Here is a 16,159-nt window from a genome sequence, read left to right as displayed (position 1 = left end):
ACCATGTCGCCAGCCAACGAAAGCGCCTATCCCCATCTGTTCGCCCCGCTGGACCTGGGCTTCACCCAACTGCGCAACCGCGTATTGATGGGCTCGATGCACACCGGCCTGGAGGATCGCGCCCGCGACTTCCCGCGGCTGGCGGCGTACTTCGCCGAGCGCGCCGAGGGCGGCGTCGGCCTGATCGTCACCGGCGGCTTCGCACCGAATGTGGTCGGCTGGCTGAAGCCGTTCGGCGGCAAGCTGTCCTGGCCCTGGGAAGTGCGGCCGCACCGCCAGCTCACCGCCGCCGCGCACCAGCACGGCGCGAAGATCTGCCTGCAGCTGCTGCATGCAGGCCGTTACGCCTATCACCCGTTGTCGGTGGCACCGTCGAAGCTGAAGGCACCGATCAACCCGTTCACCCCGCGCGCGTTGTCGGCCAGCGGCGTCGACCGGCATATCGCCGATTACGCACGCAGCGCCAAGCTGGCCCGCGAGGCCGGCTACGACGGCGTGGAAGTGATGGGTTCGGAGGGCTACCTCATCAACGAATTCATCGCCCCGCGCACCAACAAGCGCACCGATGCCTGGGGCGGCGACGCGCGCCAACGCATGCGCTTCGCGGTCGAGATCGTACGCCGCATCCGCGAGGCCTGCGGCCCGGACTTCATCATCATCTATCGCCTGTCGCTGGTGGATCTGGTCGACGACGGCAGCAGCTGGGAAGAAATCGTGCAGCAGGCGCAGGCCATCGAGGCGGCCGGCGCAACGATCATCAATTCCGGCATCGGCTGGCACGAAGCGCGCATTCCGACCATCGCCACCTCGGTGCCGCGTGCTGCCTTCGCCGGGGTCACCGCTAAGCTCAAGCCGCATGTGAAGGTGCCGCTGGTGGCGACCAACCGCATCAACATGCCCGACGTCGCCGAGCGCATCCTCGCCGCTGGCGGCGCCGACATGGTGTCGCTGGCACGCCCGCTGCTGGCCGACCCGCAGTGGCCGAACAAGGCCCGTGCCGGCCGCGCGGAGGCGATCAACACCTGCATCGCCTGCAACCAGGCCTGCCTGGACCACGTGTTCGAGAACAAGCTGGCCAGCTGCCTGGTCAATCCGCGCGCCGCGCACGAGACCGAGCTGGTCTATCACCCCACCGCCACGCCGAAGAAGGTAGCCGTGGTCGGTGCCGGCCCCGCCGGCCTGGCCTGTGCCACCGTCGCTGCCCAGCGTGGCCACCAGGTCACCCTGTTCGACGCCAATGATGAGATCGGCGGCCAGTTCAACGTGGCCAAGCGCATCCCCGGCAAGGAAGAGTTCCACGAGACCCTGCGCTACTTCCGCCACAAACTGGCCGAAACCGGTGTGCAGCTGCGCCTCGGCACTCGCGCCGATGCCGCCCAGCTGACCGGCTTCGACGAGGTGGTGCTGGCCACCGGCATCACCCCGCGCAAGGTCGATTTCCCCGGTGCCGACCACGCCAGGGTGGTCAGCTACCTGGACGTGCTGCTGGGCCGGGTCGAAGTGGGCGCCAGTGCGGCGATCATCGGCGCCGGCGGCATCGGCTTCGATGTCGGCGAATTCCTCAGTCACGCCGGCGAGTCCCCCTCCCTCGACCCGCAGCGCTGGATGGCCGAATGGGGCGTGGACAGCACCTTCGAGGCCCGCGGCTCACTGGCCAGGCCGGAGGTTGAAACCTCGCCGCGCCGGCTGTGGCTGCTGCAGCGCAGCCCGGGCAAGCCCGGCGCGCGCCTGGGCAAGACCACCGGCTGGATCCATCGCGCCACGCTGAAGGCCAAGGGCGTGCGCATGCTCGGTGGCGTCGAGTACCTCGGCGTGGACGACGCGGGCCTGCGCATCCGCGTGGACGGCAGCGAACAGCTGCTGCCGGTCGACCATGTGGTGATCTGCGCCGGGCAGGAACCCAACCGCGCGCTGCAGGCCGAACTGCAGGCGGCCGGCATCAACGCGCAGCTGATCGGCGGTGCCGACGTGGCCGCAGAACTCGACGCCAAGCGCGCCATCGACCAGGGCAGCCGGGTTGCCGCCGGGCTCTGATGAGCGCCTGAATGGGGGGCGGAATGTGATTTCCGTCACCCTCATTGAACCTGAATGTCAAGCCGAGCGGTTCACGATGCGTTCGGCTACGCCCCCCTACCTTGCGCCATCTTTCCGCTCACCAGCCAGTTTCCGGTGAGCCGGCGCAGCCCCGCGATCGGTACTGGTCGTTTCTTTTGGGGCTGCCCAACGGGGCGGCCCCGATGGCCGCCTCCCCATGACGCCAAGTCGTACCCCGCCTCCTGTCGCCCTGCGGCCGGAACCGGAGGGTGCGACCCATACGGAGCAAGGAGTTATATGAAACTGGCCTGGATTCTCTGGCTGTCGCAGTTGTTGCCGCAGCCGGCCGCTGATTCACTGTGTTTGAGCACCACCGTTTACCTGGAAGCCCGCGACCAGACCCTGCGCGGCCAGCAGGCCGTCGCCGAGGTCGCACTGCGCCGTCTCGACAGTGGCCTGTGGGGCGACTCGATGTGCCAGGTGGTCACCGCGCGCAAGCAGTTCGCACCGACCATCGTCTCCCCCGGCACCCAGTTGGGCAACGACGCGGCCTGGAGCGAGGCAATGAACGTGGCCTTCGACGCCGAGCGCAACTGGGCGCTGCCGGCCGGCGAGCGCCGCGAGATCGTGCCCGGTGCCAGCCACTTCGCCGCGCTGTCCATCGCCAGCCCGAACTGGCGCAATGCCTACCAGGTGGCCACCATCGGCGATCACACCTTCTATAAGGTGCAGAACCTCAAGCCGCGGCAGTCGTAACGATCCGTGCCGGCGGCAGCGTTGCCGCCTGCCGGCAGGCTCTGGGATAGTGGGCGTTTCCCGCCCGCATCACCTGGAGTTCCCATGAAGCTGTACAGCAAGCCCGGTGCCTGTTCCACCGCCGACCACATCGCCCTGCAGTGGACCGGCCAGCCGTTCGAGGTTGAACTGCTGAACAAGGACACCCTGAAGGGTCCGGAATTCCTCAAGATCAATCCGGCCGGTGCGGTGCCCGCGCTGGTCGACGGCGACTTCGTGCTGCTGCAGAACGCCGCGATCATGGGCTATATCGCCGACAGCTTCCCGCAGGCCGGCCTCGGCGGTGACGGCAGCCCGCGCCAGCGCGCCGAAGCCACCCGCTGGCTGGCGTTCGTCAATTCCGACGTGCACCCGGCCTTCTCGCCGCTGTTCGCGCCGGGCAAGTTCATTGCCGACGAAGGCCAGTACGACGCGATCCGCGCCGCCGCGCACAAGCGCCTGCGTGGCCTGTTCGAGACCGCCGACAGGCAGCTGACCGACAAGCCCTGGCTGGCCGGCTTCCGCAGCTTCGCCGACCCGTACTTCTACATCACCCTGCGCTGGGCCGCCGGCACCAAGGTCGACCTGTCGGGCCTGGACAATCTGGCCGCCTACAAGGCACGCATGGATGCCGATGCCGGCGTGCAGGCCGCGCTGAAGGCCGAAGGCCTGGCCTGACCTTGGTCAGGGGTCAGAGCCGTTCGCGTGGCGGACGGATCTGACCCCACCGGCCACCAGACGGGGTCGGATCCGCCTGCGCAGCAGGCGGCTCCGACCCCTCGATATCATTCGCGCGATCAGCCGATCTGGCGGATCACTTCCCCCTTGGCATCGCGCAGGTAGGTCGGCACCACTTCGATGCGCAGCGCCCCCGCCACCGGGTAAACCCCGCGCTCGGCGCGCACCCCTGCCAGGGCCTGCAGGCCCGCCTCGTCCAGTGACCAGCGCGCGCTGTCGGCGGATACGTCCGCCGCTTCACCGCCCCCATGCGCGATGAACTCCCACTGCCGCTCGCGGCTGGCCAGTTCCAGCGATTTGCCGTGGCGCAGGCGCAGCGGCAACAGTTCGCACACGCTGGCGACCTGACCGGCGCCGAGCACCAGCGTGGTGACGCCCGCCTCCTGCCGCCAGTCCAGGGTCTCGATGAACAGCATGCCGGTGCTGGAACCCTCGCGTTCGCTGCCGGCCTGCACCCGCTGTGCCAGCGCAGGGTCCTCCAGCAGGTTGTCGCGATGCAGATCGCTGATCCACAGCGGCATCGCCGGCAGCAGCGCCTGCAGCACGCCACGCGTCGACCAGCGCTTGACCGCCTCCATCTCCTCATCGGTCAATCCGACCAACTGCAGGAACTGCAGATGGCCGTTGGCCGTGTCCCGCGCCGGCAACTGCGGGTCCGCAATGAAGGCCAGATGGCACAGCCGCGTGCCGGTCTCCAGCGCGATCGGACCGTTGGCGTTGAGGTGATGGCCATCCTCGAACACGTTGCCACTGCCGAACACGTAGCGCGCCAGGTTCTGCAGCAGGTTCATCGGCCACACCGGCGGGGTGCTGCCGGCGTTCTCACCGGCCTCGGCAGCCAGACGGAAGGTCAGCTCGAAGCCATAACCGCTGGCATCTGCATCACTGCTCTCCTTGGCGTACAGCTCGGAGAAGCCGTAGGTGATGTAATGCCAGTGCGGTACCGGCGCATCCGCCCAGTACACGCTGATGCCATCCAGTGGATCCTGGCCACCGAGCGTGTACGGAAGCGCGGTGCCGAAGTGGCGCGGCTCCTGGCCGGCATACAGCGGCGCCAGCGCCGCATTGATCGCGTCCCAGCCTGGGGTGTCGGTGTCGTCGTGGTCGTCCTGCACGCGGGACTCCTTGTAGGGAAGTGAACCGATCACTTTACGCGGTGGCTCAGGCCTGCACGACCTCACTGCCAGCGTTCAGCACCGCCGACTGGGTTTCCTGCCACCAGCGCTGCGCCAATGCCGGGCTGCGCGCCTTGCCCACCGCCGCCAGCAACTCCGGGCACAAGCGCTCCAGCGCCAGCGCATCGGTGCAGCGTTCGATCTTCAACTGCATGAAGTAGCCCTTCAGGCCCAGGTGGCGGCGCACCGCCTCGCTCATCGCGTCGTACAACTGCTGGTACAGCGCCGGGTCCTGTTCGCGCCCGGTGCTGATGCCGCGCGCCGGCGCCACCTCTGCGCTTCCGCCGATCACTTCGATCAGGCCCTGTGCTGACAATTGCTCCAGTGCGTCCGGTGGTGCCCGCAGGCCTTCGAACAGGCCACGCAGTTCGGTGTCGTTGCGATGGCCATCGACCATCAGCAGGATCGAACGCAGTGCCGCCGGCAGGCGCCGGCTACGGTCTTCGATTTCCTGACGGCCAGCAGCCGTCTTGGCGTGCAGCAATGCCATTGCCTCCCCCTCGCTCGATGCGCAATGCCGGCGCGCCCTCGCGGGCACGCCCCCCTGTGTTGCCATCTCCGGACGGCACGCGCGTTCCCCGGCGCGAGCCGCGTATTGCAGGTCGATGACAGGCCGAGCTTAGCGCAAGTACTGCGGGTAGTGCCGGCCGCTGGCCGGCAACCTCGGGGTGGATGGGGGTGCCGGCCAGTGGCCGGCACGACCGGATCAACGGCCCAGCGCCCGGCGGATCTCCTCCAGCGCGCCGGGGTCGTCCAGCGTCGACAGGTCACCCGGGTCGCGCTGCTCGGCCAGCGCCTGCAACGAGCGCCGCAGCAGCTTGCCCGAACGGGTCTTGGGCAGCGCGTTGACCACGTGCACGTGCGCCGGGCGGGCCACTGCGCCGAGCGAGGTGGTCACCGTGGCCATCATCTCGGCCACCACTTGCGCCGGATCCTCGCCATCCAGGCCCTGCTTGAGGGTGACGAACACCAGCGGCACCTGCCCCTTCAATTCGTCCTTGACCCCGATCACGGCAGCCTCGGCCACGCGCGGGTGGCTCGAAATGGCCTCTTCGATCTCGCGCGTGCCCAGCCGGTGCCCGGCCACGTTGATCACATCATCGGTACGGCCGAGGATGAAGGTGTAGCCATCGTCGTCGCGGATTGCCCAGTCCAGCGAGCTGTACAGCAGTTCCTTGAAGTGGCTGAAGTAGCTCTGCAGGAAACGGTTGTCGTCGTTCCACACCGTGCTCATGCAGCCCGGCGGCAACGGTGGCGACACCACCAGCACCCCCTTCTGCCCCGGTGCGACTTCCTCGCCGGTGTTCTCGTCGATCACCTTCATCCGGTAGCCGAGGTTGGGGAAGCCCGGCGAACCGAAGCGCACCGGCTTCATCTCCAGGCCCGGCAGCAGGGTCAGCGCCGGCCAGCCGGTCTCGGTCTGCCAGTAGTTGTCGATGATCGGCTTGCCGAGCGCTTCGCTGATCCAGTGCGCGGTCGGTTCGTCCAGCGGCTCGCCGGCCAGGAACAGGTATTTCAGCGCGCGCAGGTCGTGGCGATGGATGAAGTCCGCATCGTGCTTCTTCAGCACGCGGATGGCAGTGGGGGACGAGAACATCGTGCGCACGTTGTACTGCTCGCACAGCGCCCACCAGATGCCCGGGTCCGGGTTGGTCGGCAGCCCTTCGTACAGCAGCGAGGTGCAGCCGCCGATCAGCGGGCCGTACACATTGTAGGAATGGCCTACCGCCCAGCCGACATCGGAAGTGGAGAACATCACCTGCCCCGGCCTGCAGTCGAACACGGTTTCCATCGACTGTGCCATCGCCACCGCGTAGCCGCCGACATCGCGCTGCACGCCCTTCGGCTTGCCGGTGGTGCCCGAGGTATACAACAGGTAGCTCGGCTCGCTCGATTCCAGCCACTGCACCGGCACGTCGACCTCACCGATCTGCGCACGCAGCGCGGCGTACTCCACATCGCGGCCCGGCACGCGTGGTTCGGCGGCATCCAGTCCGCGCGACACGATCAGCACGTGCGGCGGTGGCGACGTGGCTTCGGCGCAGGCTGCATCGACCATCGGCTTGTACGGAATCAGCTTGCCACCGCGCATGCCGGCATCGGCGGCGATCAGCAGCTTCGGCTTGGCATCGTCGATGCGCAGCGCCAGGTTGTGCGCGGCGAAGCCACCGAACACCACCGAATGCACCGCACCGATGCGCGCGCAGGCCAGCATCGCGAACACGGCTTCGGCCATGTTCGGCATGTAGATCACCACACGGTCACCGTGACCGACGCCGAGGTGCTTGAGCACGGCAGCGAAGTCGTTCACTTCCCGATACAGCTGGCGATAGGTGATCTCGCGGGTGCTGCTGGTCTCGGTGGAAATGGCAACCAGCGCGAGCTGGTCGGCGCGCTCGGCCAGATGGCGGTCGACGGCGTTGTAGCAGAGATTGGTTTCACCGCCGACAAACCAGCGCCGGAACGGCGGGTTGCTGTAGTCGAGTACCTGCTGCGGCGGTTTGTGCCAATGGATGCGCTTGGCTTCCTCGCCCCAGAAGGCCTCCGGCTCGTCGATCGAGCGACGGTAGGTTTCCTCGTAGTTCATGACGCAGCCCTCCCAGACAAAGTCATGGGTTCGAGGATAGTCCGGCGCTGCCGCGCGGGCCGCCCTACCTTGGTAGGGGGTGGGGTTTTCATGCAGGGCTGCGCCCTGCACCCGCGGTAGTGCCGGCCGCTGGCCGGCAACCTCAGAAGCAACAGCCGAAGCAACAGCGGGTTTCCCGTGGGATGGCGAGGTGGGTCCGGTTGCGGGGGACGCCGTGAATCCGTCCATGGAGGCTCGGTCGCCGCATCCATGCGGCTCACGCCCCCGCAACCGGACCCACCCCGCCTTCGACAGACTTCCGCGATCTGTCGGAGCACGGGGTCGGATCCCCAGATTCAATATTCAATTCGATATCTGACAGAAAAATCGTGTCGACCAAGGTCGACACCTACCAAGACCAACAGCGACAGCCGTTACCAACCGCCGCACAAATCTGTCGGGGGTGGGGCGGTGTGGGTTGGCAGGACCGTTGGCGCCATGGATGGCGCCATCGAGCCCCCATGGGTGAGGGCGCTTTGCTTGCGAAGCACTGCTTTGCAAGCGCCCGAACGCACAGCCGCCAGCGGCTGGGCCGGCCCCCGGAGGCGGATTTACGGCGTGTCCTGCCAACCCACACCGCCCCGCCCAGCAAGCAGAAGACCAGAGCCGCCTTGGCCTTTGACGTTGCTCCGGTTCGTAGCAGGTGCAGGGCTGCAAGCCCTGCCGAACCCCTAGAACGGAGTGGCGGACTCGAACGCGAGCGCCTCGCCCGTCACCGGGTGGGTGAACCGCAGGCTGCGCGCATGCAGATGCACGCGCTGCGCAGGCGCGGCGTCATACAGCACATCGCCAACGATGGGATGGCCGAGACTGGCCATGTGCAGGCGCAGTTGATGGCTGCGGCCAGTAACCGGCTCCAGCGCCACGCGCGTGCGCTGCGCTTCGGCATCACGCGCCATTACGCGCCAGCGCGTCAGCGCCGGCTTGCCGCGTTCGTGATCGATCATCTGCTTCGGCCGGTTTGGCCAGTCCACGATCAGTGGCAGGTCCACATCGCCGGCATCGCCTTCAAGCAGCCCCTCCACGATCGCTTCATAACGCTTGCCGACCTGGCGCTGCTCGAACTGCATCGACAACGCCACCTGCATGTCCTTGCCGCGCGCATGCAGCAGCAGGCCGGAGGTCACCTGGTCCAGGCGGTGCACGGTCAACGCATCCGGGTACAGCGCCTGCAGGCGCGCGACCACGCAATCCTGGTTCTCGGCGCCGCGGCCGGGCACGGACAGCAGGCCGGCCGGCTTCTCGGCCACCAGCAGCGCGTCGTCGATGTAATGCAGGTGGATCATGCGGCTCCGTATCCGTCCAAACAGAAACGGGGAAGCCGAAGCTTCCCCGTTCTGCGTACCGACCAACGGTCGGTACCTACCTCGATGGGAATGTACCGACCAGCGGTCGACACCTACCTTGATGAAAGAGGTACCGCCTCGAGCCGGTACCGCCTGCATCAGCCCAGCAGGTGGGCAACGCCGGCGCGCTCTTCTTCCAGCTCGGCCAGGGTCTTGTCGATGTACTTCTGGCTGAAGTCGTCGATCGGCAGATCCTTCACCAGGGTGTACTTGCCGTTCTCGGTGGTCACTGCGAAGCCGAAGATCACGCCTTCCGGAATGCCGTAGGAACCGTCGGACGGCACGCCCATGGTGACCCACTTGCCGTTGCTGCCCAGCACCCAGTCACGCACGTGGTCGATGGCAGCGTTGGCGGCCGAAGCGGCCGAAGACGAGCCACGGGCTTCGATGATCGCCGCGCCGCGCTTGCCCACGGTCGGGATGAAGGTGTTGGCGTTCCATTCCTGGTCGTTGATCGCATCGGCAATCGACGCGCCATCGGCGGTGGCGAAACGGTAGTCCGGGTACATGGTCGGGCTGTGGTTGCCCCACACGACCAGCTTCTCCATGCCACCGACCGGCTTGCCGAGCTTGGTCGACAGCTGGCTCAGCGCGCGGTTGTGGTCCAGGCGCAGCATGGCGGTGAAGTTTTCCGGCTTCAGGTCCGGGGCCGACTTCATGGCGATGTAGGCATTGGTGTTGGCCGGGTTGCCGACCACCAGCACCTTCACGTCACGGCTGGCGACCTTGTTCAGCGCCGCGCCCTGGGCGGTGAAGATCTTGGCGTTTTCCAGCAGCAGGTCCTTGCGCTCCATGCCCGGGCCACGCGGACGTGCGCCAACCAGCAGGGCGATGTCGGCGTCCTTGAACGCGACTTCGGCATCATCGGTGCCGACCATGCCGGCCAGCAGCGGGAAGGCGCAGTCTTCCAGCTCCATCATCACGCCCTTCAGGGCGGCCTGGGCCTTGTCGACCGGCAGTTCCAGCAGCTGCAGGATGACCGGCTGGTCCTTGCCCAGCATTTCGCCGGAGGCGATGCGGAACAGCAGGGCATAACCGATCTGGCCGGCGGCGCCGGTCACGGCAACACGAACGGGTGCTTTCATGGGGGTTTCCTCTTGCTTGCAAGCGTTTGATGGGACGCCGCGGGCAGAGCCACGCAGGCCTGGCGGGCGGCGGGGAACAGGGAAACGGCCACCCGTGGGTGGCCGTTTCGAAGGGGGATCAGGCGGCGAGGTGCTTGTTCCACTCCGCGACGCGGTCGGCCTGGGCGGCCAGCACGGCGTCGACGTCGCCTTCCAGGGTAATCGAATGGATCACGTCGCCCTGCTTGACCGAATCGACGATCGCCTGGCCTTCCAGGACCTTGCCGAAGACGGTGTGGCGGCCGTCCAGCCAATCGGTCTTGATGTGGGTGATGAAGAACTGGCTGCCGTTGGTGTTCGGGCCGGCGTTGGCCATCGACAGCGAGCCGACCTCGTGCTTCACGCCATTCTTCTCGTCTTCGAACTTGTAGCCCGGGCCGCCGGTGCCACGACCCTGCGGGCAGCCGCCCTGGATCATGAAGTCGGCGATAACGCGGTGGAAGATCAGGCCGTCATAGAAGCCGTGCTTGACCAGGTTCACGAAGTTGGCCACGGTCAGCGGTGCCTTGTCGGCGAACAGCTCGACCTTGATCGGGCCCTGGGTGGTGTCGAAAGTGGCGATGAGGGACATGAAGATCCTTGATGCAAAGGGGAATGCGTCTAGCCACCTAGTTTACACCCGCCTCGTGTCGGCGGCGGCTTCGACCATTGGTGAAGCGCCCCGCTTCAGCCCCCGGACGGGGAGCCGCGCAGCCGGGTCCTGGCGGCCCCGGCCGGGGCGGCGGATGCCCAGCTGAATGGGCCCCGTGACAGGCGTGAAATCCACCTTTTCGCGAATCGTCAAGTTCGACGTATAATGTTGGACTTCTTTTTCCAAATCCGGCGCCGACTGGCCCCCTTTCGTATGTCCATCGAAAATCTTCGCAACATCGCCATCGTCGCCCACGTCGACCATGGCAAGACCACCCTGGTCGACCAGCTGCTGAAGCAGTCCGGCACCCTGTCCGAGCGTACCGTCCTCGCCGAGCGCGTGATGGACAGCAACGACCAGGAAAAGGAACGCGGCATCACCATCCTGGCCAAGAACACCGCCATCACCTGGGAAGACAAGAAGACCGGCATCAAGAACCGGATCAACATCGTCGACACCCCCGGCCACGCCGACTTCGGTGGTGAGGTCGAGCGCGTGCTGTCGATGGTCGACACCGTGCTGATCCTGGTCGATGCGATGGACGGCCCGATGCCGCAGACCCGCTTCGTCACCCAGAAGGCCTTCGCGATGGGCTTCAAGCCGATCGTCGTGGTCAACAAGATCGACCGTCCGGGCGCGCGCCCGGAATGGGTGATCGACCAGGTCTTCGACCTGTTCGACAAGCTCGGCGCCACCAATGAGCAGCTGGACTTCCCGATCGTCTACGCCTCGGCCCTGAACGGCTACGCCGGCCTGGAAGACACCGTGCGCGACGGCGACATGACCCCGCTGTACGAAGCGATCATGCAGCACGCCCCGCGTCCGGAAGTGGACCCGGAAGGCCCGTTCCAGATGCGCATCAGCCAGCTGGACTACAACAACTTCGTGGGCGTGATCGGCATCGGCCGCATCCAGCGCGGCACCCTGAAGAAGAACATGCAGGTCGCCGTCATCGACCGTGAAGGCAAGAAGCGCAACGGCAAGGTCGCCCAGGTGCTGGGCTTCCTGGGCCTGGAGCGCATCGAGCAGGAGACGGCCGAGGCCGGTGACATCGTGGCCATCTCCGGCATTCCGGAGCTGACCATCTCCGACACCCTGTGCCACCCGGATACCCCCGAAGCCCTGCCGGCGCTGACCGTCGACGAGCCGACCATCTCGATGACCTTCCAGGTCAACAACTCGCCGTTCGCCGGCAACAAGGACCTGTCCGGTGGCAAGTTCCTGACCAGCCGCCAGATCAAGGACCGCCTGGACCGCGAGCAGGTCCACAACGTGGCACTGAAGGTCGAACAGCTGGAAGACGCCGACAAGTTCCTGGTCTCCGGCCGCGGCGAACTGCACCTGTCGGTGCTGATCGAGAACATGCGCCGTGAAGGCTACGAGCTGGCGGTGTCGCGCCCGGAAGTGATCATCAAGGAAATCGACGGCCAGATGATGGAGCCGATCGAGCAGCTGGTGGTGGACATCGAAGAAATCCACCAGGGCGGCGTGATGGAAAAGCTGGGTACCCGCAAGGGCCAGCTGAAGAACATGGAACCGGACGGCAAGGGCCGTGTGCGCCTGGAATACCAGATCCCGGCCCGTGGCCTGATCGGTTTCCAGAACGAGTTCAAGACCCTGACCCAGGGTTCGGGCCTGCTGTTCCACGTGTTCGACCATTACGGTCCGAAGGAACAGGGCGCGATCGCCAAGCGCATCAACGGCGTGATGATCGCCAATGCGCCAGGCGTCACTCCCGCCTACTCGCTGGGTCCGCTGCAGGAGCGCGGCAAGCTCTTCGCTGCCGAAGGCGACAACGTGTATGAAGGCCAGCTGGTCGGCATCCACTCCAAGGACAACGATCTGACCGTCAACGCGATCAAGACCAAGCCGCTGACCAACATGCGCGCTTCGGGCAAGGACGACGCGATCCAGCTGACCCCGGCGATCAAGTACTCGCTGGAACAGGCCCTGGACTTCATCGAAGACGACGAGCTGGTCGAGATCACCCCCAAGGAGATCCGTCTGCGCAAGAAGTTCCTGACCGAAAGCGACCGCAAGAAGGCTTCGCGCGGCGGCTGAGCCAGCACCCGTGGACCAGAGCGGCTACAACCCGGATCCGCACCGGCATCCGGGCCTCCACGTCATCGCCCTGCTCGAAGCGAGCAAGGCGATGCTGGCGCTGTTGGCCGCCACCGGGCTGGAAGTGCTCGGACCGCAGCCGCTGCGGCACGGCATCATGGTCCTGATCCGGCGTTTCAGCCTGGATCCGGACCATGGCACCCTGCCCTCGCTGCTGCACATGATCAGCCCCGACGCGGTCCACCTGGCCGCGGCGGGGATGATCGGCTACGGCCTGCTGCACCTGGTCGAAGCCTGGGGCCTGTGGCGGGCCAAGGCCTGGGCCTCCTGGCTGGGCTGCCTGACCGCCTCCCTGTACCTGCCTTTCGACATCTTCGCGATCATCCGCCATCCCGGCTGGCCATCGTGGACGATCCTGGCGATCAACCTGATCGTGGTCTACGTCCTCGCCCGCGACCTGCGCAAGCGCCACCGCTGAGCACCGGCTACACTGGGGATTGGAGCCGACCAAGCCGCCCCATGCGCCCGTCCTTGCCGCCTCTGCTGACCTGCCTGCTTGCCGCGCTGCCTGCGCTGCTTTCGGCTGGCTGCAGCCCGGCCGCGTCCAGCGCGCATGCGGCCGAACCCGCGAGCCGCAACGTGCCGTTCCCGTACGCCGAAACCGATGTCACCGACCTGCAGGCGCGGATGAGCGCCGGTGAGCTGGACAGCACCACCCTGACCCAGGCCTACCTGCAGCGCATCGCCACCCTGGACCGCACCGGGCCGCGCCTGCGCGCGGTGATCGAGCTCAACCCGGATGCACTGAAGGAAGCCGCTGCGCGCGACCGCGAGCGCCGTGATGGACGCCTGCGCGGCCCGCTGCACGGCATTCCGGTACTGCTGAAGGACAACATCAACGCCGCCCCGATGGCCACCAGCGCCGGCTCGCTGGCCCTGCAGGGGTTCCGCCCGGACGACGCCTACCTGGTGCGCCGGCTGCGCGACGCCGGCGCGGTGGTGCTGGGCAAGACCAATCTCAGCGAGTGGGCCAATTTCCGCGGCAACGATTCGGTGTCCGGCTGGAGCGCACGCGGCGGCCAGACCCGCAATCCCTATCGCCTCAGCCACTCGCCCTGCGGCTCCAGCAGCGGCAGCGCGGTGGCGGTCGCCGCCAACCTGGCCAGCGTGGCGATCGGCACCGAAACCGACGGCAGCATCGTCTGCCCTGCGGCGGTCAATGGCATCGTCGGCCTCAAGCCGACCGTCGGCCTGGTCAGCCGCGAGGGCATCATCCCGATTTCCTTCAGCCAGGACACCGCAGGACCGATGACCCGCAGCGTCGCCGACGCTGCAGCCGTGCTGACCGCTATCGCCGGCCGCGACGATGCCGACCCGGCCACGGCGACCATGCCTGGCCGCGCGGTGTACGACTACACCGCGCGCCTGGACCCGCAGGGCCTGCGTGGCAAGCGCATCGGCCTGCTGCAGACACCGCTGCTGAAATACCGCGGCATGCCACCGCTGATCGAACAGGCGGCCACCGAGCTGCGCCGGGCGGGTGCCTTCGTGGTGCCGGTGGAGCTGCCCAACCAGGGCGCCTGGGCCGAGGCGGAACGCACGGTGCTGCTGTACGAATTCAAGGCCGGGCTGGAGCGCTACTTCAGCACCCATCGCGCGCCACTACGCAGCCTGGCCGACCTGATCGCCTTCAACCAGGCGCACAGCAAGCAGGAGCTGGGCCTGTTCGGCCAGGAACTGCTGGTGGCGGCCGACGCTACCGCCGGCCTGGCCGACCCCGCCTATATCCGTGCACGCAGCGATGCGCGCCGGCTGGCCGGCGCGGAAGGCATCGACGCCGCCCTCGCCGCCCACCAGCTCGATGCCCTGGTGGCGCCGACCACCGGTGTGGCGTGGCCGATCCGCAGCGAAGGCGACGACTTCCCCGGCGAGAGCTACAGCGCCGCCGCCGTCGCCGGCTATCCCAGCCTCAGCGTGCCGATGGGCCAGATCAATGGCCTGCCGGTCGGCCTGCTGTTCATGGGCACCGCCTGGAGCGAACCGAAGCTGATCGAAATGGCCTACGCCTACGAACAGCGCACCCGCGCGCGACGCCCGCCGCACTTCGACACCGACACCCTGATCGACGCCGGCGAGCCGTGATCGTGTTTCTGTAGAGCCGAGCCCACGCTCGGCTTCAACGGAAAATCGAAAGCAGCCGAGCATGGCTCGGCTCTACAGCGGCTGGTCGGGCTCTACCGGCACGATCGCCGCCTCACCGTCTTCAGCCCCCGGCGAACGCACATCCGCAGTGCGCGCACGTGGACCGCGCGGCATGTCCAGTTCGTCTGCATGCTGCAGCCGCGCACGCACCTGCGGCAGCGACTGCGGATGCTCGCGCGCGAGGAAATCGAGCATGCGTTCGCGCACCAGGCAGCGCAGATCGAAGGCATCACCGGAGCTGCGCGCACTGACCAGCAGGCGCACCTGGATCGCGCGCTCGCTGGTCTCGGTCACCTGGGTCACGCAGACCCGGCCATCCCACAGCGCTTCACCGCGGCAGATGCGTTCCAGCTCGGCACGGATCGCTGCCACCGGGGCACGATAGTCCAGCCACAGGAACGCGGTGCCGAGCAGGTCGGCGCTGCGCCGCGTCCAGTTCTGGAAGGGGTTCTCGATGAACCAGGTCAGCGGCACCACCATTCGCCGCTCATCCCAGATGCGCACCACCACATAGCTGCTGCCGATCTCCTCGATGCGCCCCCACTCGCCTTCGACGATCACCACATCATCCAGCCGGATCGGCTGCGTCACTGCGATCTGCAGGCCGGCGATCAGATTGCCGAACACGGGCTTTGCAGCGATACCGGCCACCAGGCCGATCAGGCCCGCCGAGGCCAGCAGCGCGGTGCCGATCTTCTGCACCATGGGGAAGGTCAGCAGCACCAGCGACGCGCCCAGCACGATGATGCCGCCCATCAGCACGCGGCTGAGCACCCGCGTCTGGGTCTGGATGCGGCGCGCCTCCAGGTTGTCGGAGACATCGATGGGATGGCTGCGCAGGATGGCACGTTCGCCCGCCGCCACCGCCCGCACCAGCAGCCAGATGAAGCACGCGGTCAGCGCGATATGCAGCACCCGTTGCAGGTTGCCCAGAACGGGATCCTGCAGCGGCGTGGCCTGCAATGCAGGGATCAACAGCAGCAGCGGCCATGCGGTGGCCATCGGCAGCCCGAGCACACGCCCGATACGCGCGCGCCGACGATCGCGCCCCTTCAGCCGATGGTAGATCCACAGGATCAGCCACGCGCCGATGCCGCCCACCACTACGGCCAATCCCAACGGCCATGCGTATGCCTGTGCGCTTTGCCAGTGCACCGTTGCCACCTCCACTCGAACAGCCAAGTGGACAGACTCGCGCATGGCGCATGAGCGCCACGTCAGTCGTTCGTAAGCAGCGTGTTGGTCGGCAGGGCTTGCAGCCCTGCACCTGCGGTAGTGCCGGCCGCTGGCCGGCAACCTCAACAGCAACAGCAACAGCGTGCATTCCGAGGGATGGCGGGGTCGGTCCGGTTGCGGGAGACGCCGTGAACCCCCCTCCGGGGTCCGGCCCAGCCGCTGGCGGCTGGGCCGGACCCCGGAGGGGGGTTCACGGCGTGTCCTGCCTGCCC

13 protein-coding genes are annotated in these 16,159 nt (G+C 67.2%); 6 read left to right on the top strand and 7 right to left on the bottom strand.

What is annotated here, in order from left to right; all coding sequences use genetic code 11:
* Positions 1-3 precede the first annotated feature (3 nt).
* The 3 genes from AC5P7A_RS19915 (at position 4) to AC5P7A_RS19905 (ending at position 3,486) form a co-directional block, all read left to right on the top strand.
* On the top strand, positions 4-2,034 hold the full coding sequence (locus AC5P7A_RS19915; protein ID WP_495220535.1) for an FAD-dependent oxidoreductase: 2,031 nt from the start codon (positions 4-6) through the stop codon (positions 2,032-2,034).
* A 297-nt stretch (positions 2,035-2,331) separates the two neighbouring features.
* On the top strand, positions 2,332-2,790 hold the full coding sequence (locus tag AC5P7A_RS19910) for a cell wall hydrolase (RefSeq protein ID WP_004154513.1): 459 nt from the start codon (positions 2,332-2,334) through the stop codon (positions 2,788-2,790).
* A gap of 84 nt (positions 2,791-2,874) precedes the next feature.
* On the top strand, positions 2,875-3,486 hold the full coding sequence (locus AC5P7A_RS19905; protein WP_495220534.1) for a glutathione S-transferase N-terminal domain-containing protein: 612 nt from the start codon (positions 2,875-2,877) through the stop codon (positions 3,484-3,486).
* 119 nt (positions 3,487-3,605) lie between these two features.
* Here the strand turns inward: AC5P7A_RS19905 and AC5P7A_RS19900 are convergent, their stop codons facing one another.
* From AC5P7A_RS19900 to AC5P7A_RS19875, 6 genes are all read right to left on the bottom strand, one after another.
* Positions 3,606-4,661, bottom strand: coding sequence for a suppressor of fused domain protein (locus AC5P7A_RS19900; RefSeq protein WP_049406569.1), 1,056 nt, complete (start codon positions 4,659-4,661; stop codon positions 3,606-3,608).
* Between the two features lie 46 nt (positions 4,662-4,707).
* Positions 4,708-5,211 carry a hypothetical protein gene (locus AC5P7A_RS19895; RefSeq protein ID WP_046429081.1) on the bottom strand — a complete coding sequence of 168 codons (504 nt, stop codon included), beginning with the start codon at positions 5,209-5,211 and terminating at the stop codon, positions 4,708-4,710.
* A gap of 216 nt (positions 5,212-5,427) precedes the next feature.
* On the bottom strand, positions 5,428-7,308 hold the full coding sequence (gene prpE, locus AC5P7A_RS19890; RefSeq protein WP_014646065.1) for a propionate--CoA ligase: 1,881 nt from the start codon (positions 7,306-7,308) through the stop codon (positions 5,428-5,430).
* Positions 7,309-8,018: 710 nt separating this feature from the next.
* On the bottom strand, positions 8,019-8,633 hold the full coding sequence (locus AC5P7A_RS19885) for an RluA family pseudouridine synthase (protein WP_032955877.1): 615 nt from the start codon (positions 8,631-8,633) through the stop codon (positions 8,019-8,021).
* A gap of 158 nt (positions 8,634-8,791) precedes the next feature.
* Entirely contained in the window at positions 8,792-9,778 is a 987-nt protein-coding gene (locus AC5P7A_RS19880) for a malate dehydrogenase (protein WP_004153634.1), read from the bottom strand.
* Between the two features lie 118 nt (positions 9,779-9,896).
* Positions 9,897-10,388: a peptidylprolyl isomerase gene (locus tag AC5P7A_RS19875; RefSeq protein WP_005408225.1), complete on the bottom strand. Its 492-nt coding sequence runs from the start codon at positions 10,386-10,388 to the stop codon at positions 9,897-9,899.
* Positions 10,389-10,661: 273 nt separating this feature from the next.
* Here AC5P7A_RS19875 and typA point away from each other — a divergent pair, with 273 nt between their 5' ends.
* Genes typA through AC5P7A_RS19860 form a run of 3 tightly spaced genes read left to right on the top strand, consistent with a single transcriptional unit; the run spans position 10,662 to position 14,651 of the window.
* On the top strand, positions 10,662-12,509 hold the full coding sequence (typA, locus tag AC5P7A_RS19870; RefSeq protein WP_046429077.1) for a translational GTPase TypA: 1,848 nt from the start codon (positions 10,662-10,664) through the stop codon (positions 12,507-12,509).
* A gap of 10 nt (positions 12,510-12,519) precedes the next feature.
* Positions 12,520-12,987 carry a DUF2127 domain-containing protein gene (locus tag AC5P7A_RS19865; protein ID WP_032955872.1) on the top strand — a complete coding sequence of 156 codons (468 nt, stop codon included), beginning with the start codon at positions 12,520-12,522 and terminating at the stop codon, positions 12,985-12,987.
* Between the two features lie 41 nt (positions 12,988-13,028).
* Positions 13,029-14,651, top strand: coding sequence for an amidase (locus AC5P7A_RS19860; protein ID WP_032955869.1), 1,623 nt, complete (start codon positions 13,029-13,031; stop codon positions 14,649-14,651).
* Positions 14,652-14,723: 72 nt separating this feature from the next.
* Here the strand turns inward: AC5P7A_RS19860 and AC5P7A_RS19855 are convergent, their stop codons facing one another.
* Positions 14,724-15,911: a mechanosensitive ion channel family protein gene (locus AC5P7A_RS19855; protein WP_169411760.1), complete on the bottom strand. Its 1,188-nt coding sequence runs from the start codon at positions 15,909-15,911 to the stop codon at positions 14,724-14,726.
* Between the last annotated feature and the right edge of the window lie 248 nt (positions 15,912-16,159).

It is taken from the genome of Stenotrophomonas sp. YJH_SMC_65 (assembly GCF_059369475.1).
Note: the sequence above shows the minus strand (reverse complement) of the source record. Positions and strands in the feature narration are given on the sequence as shown.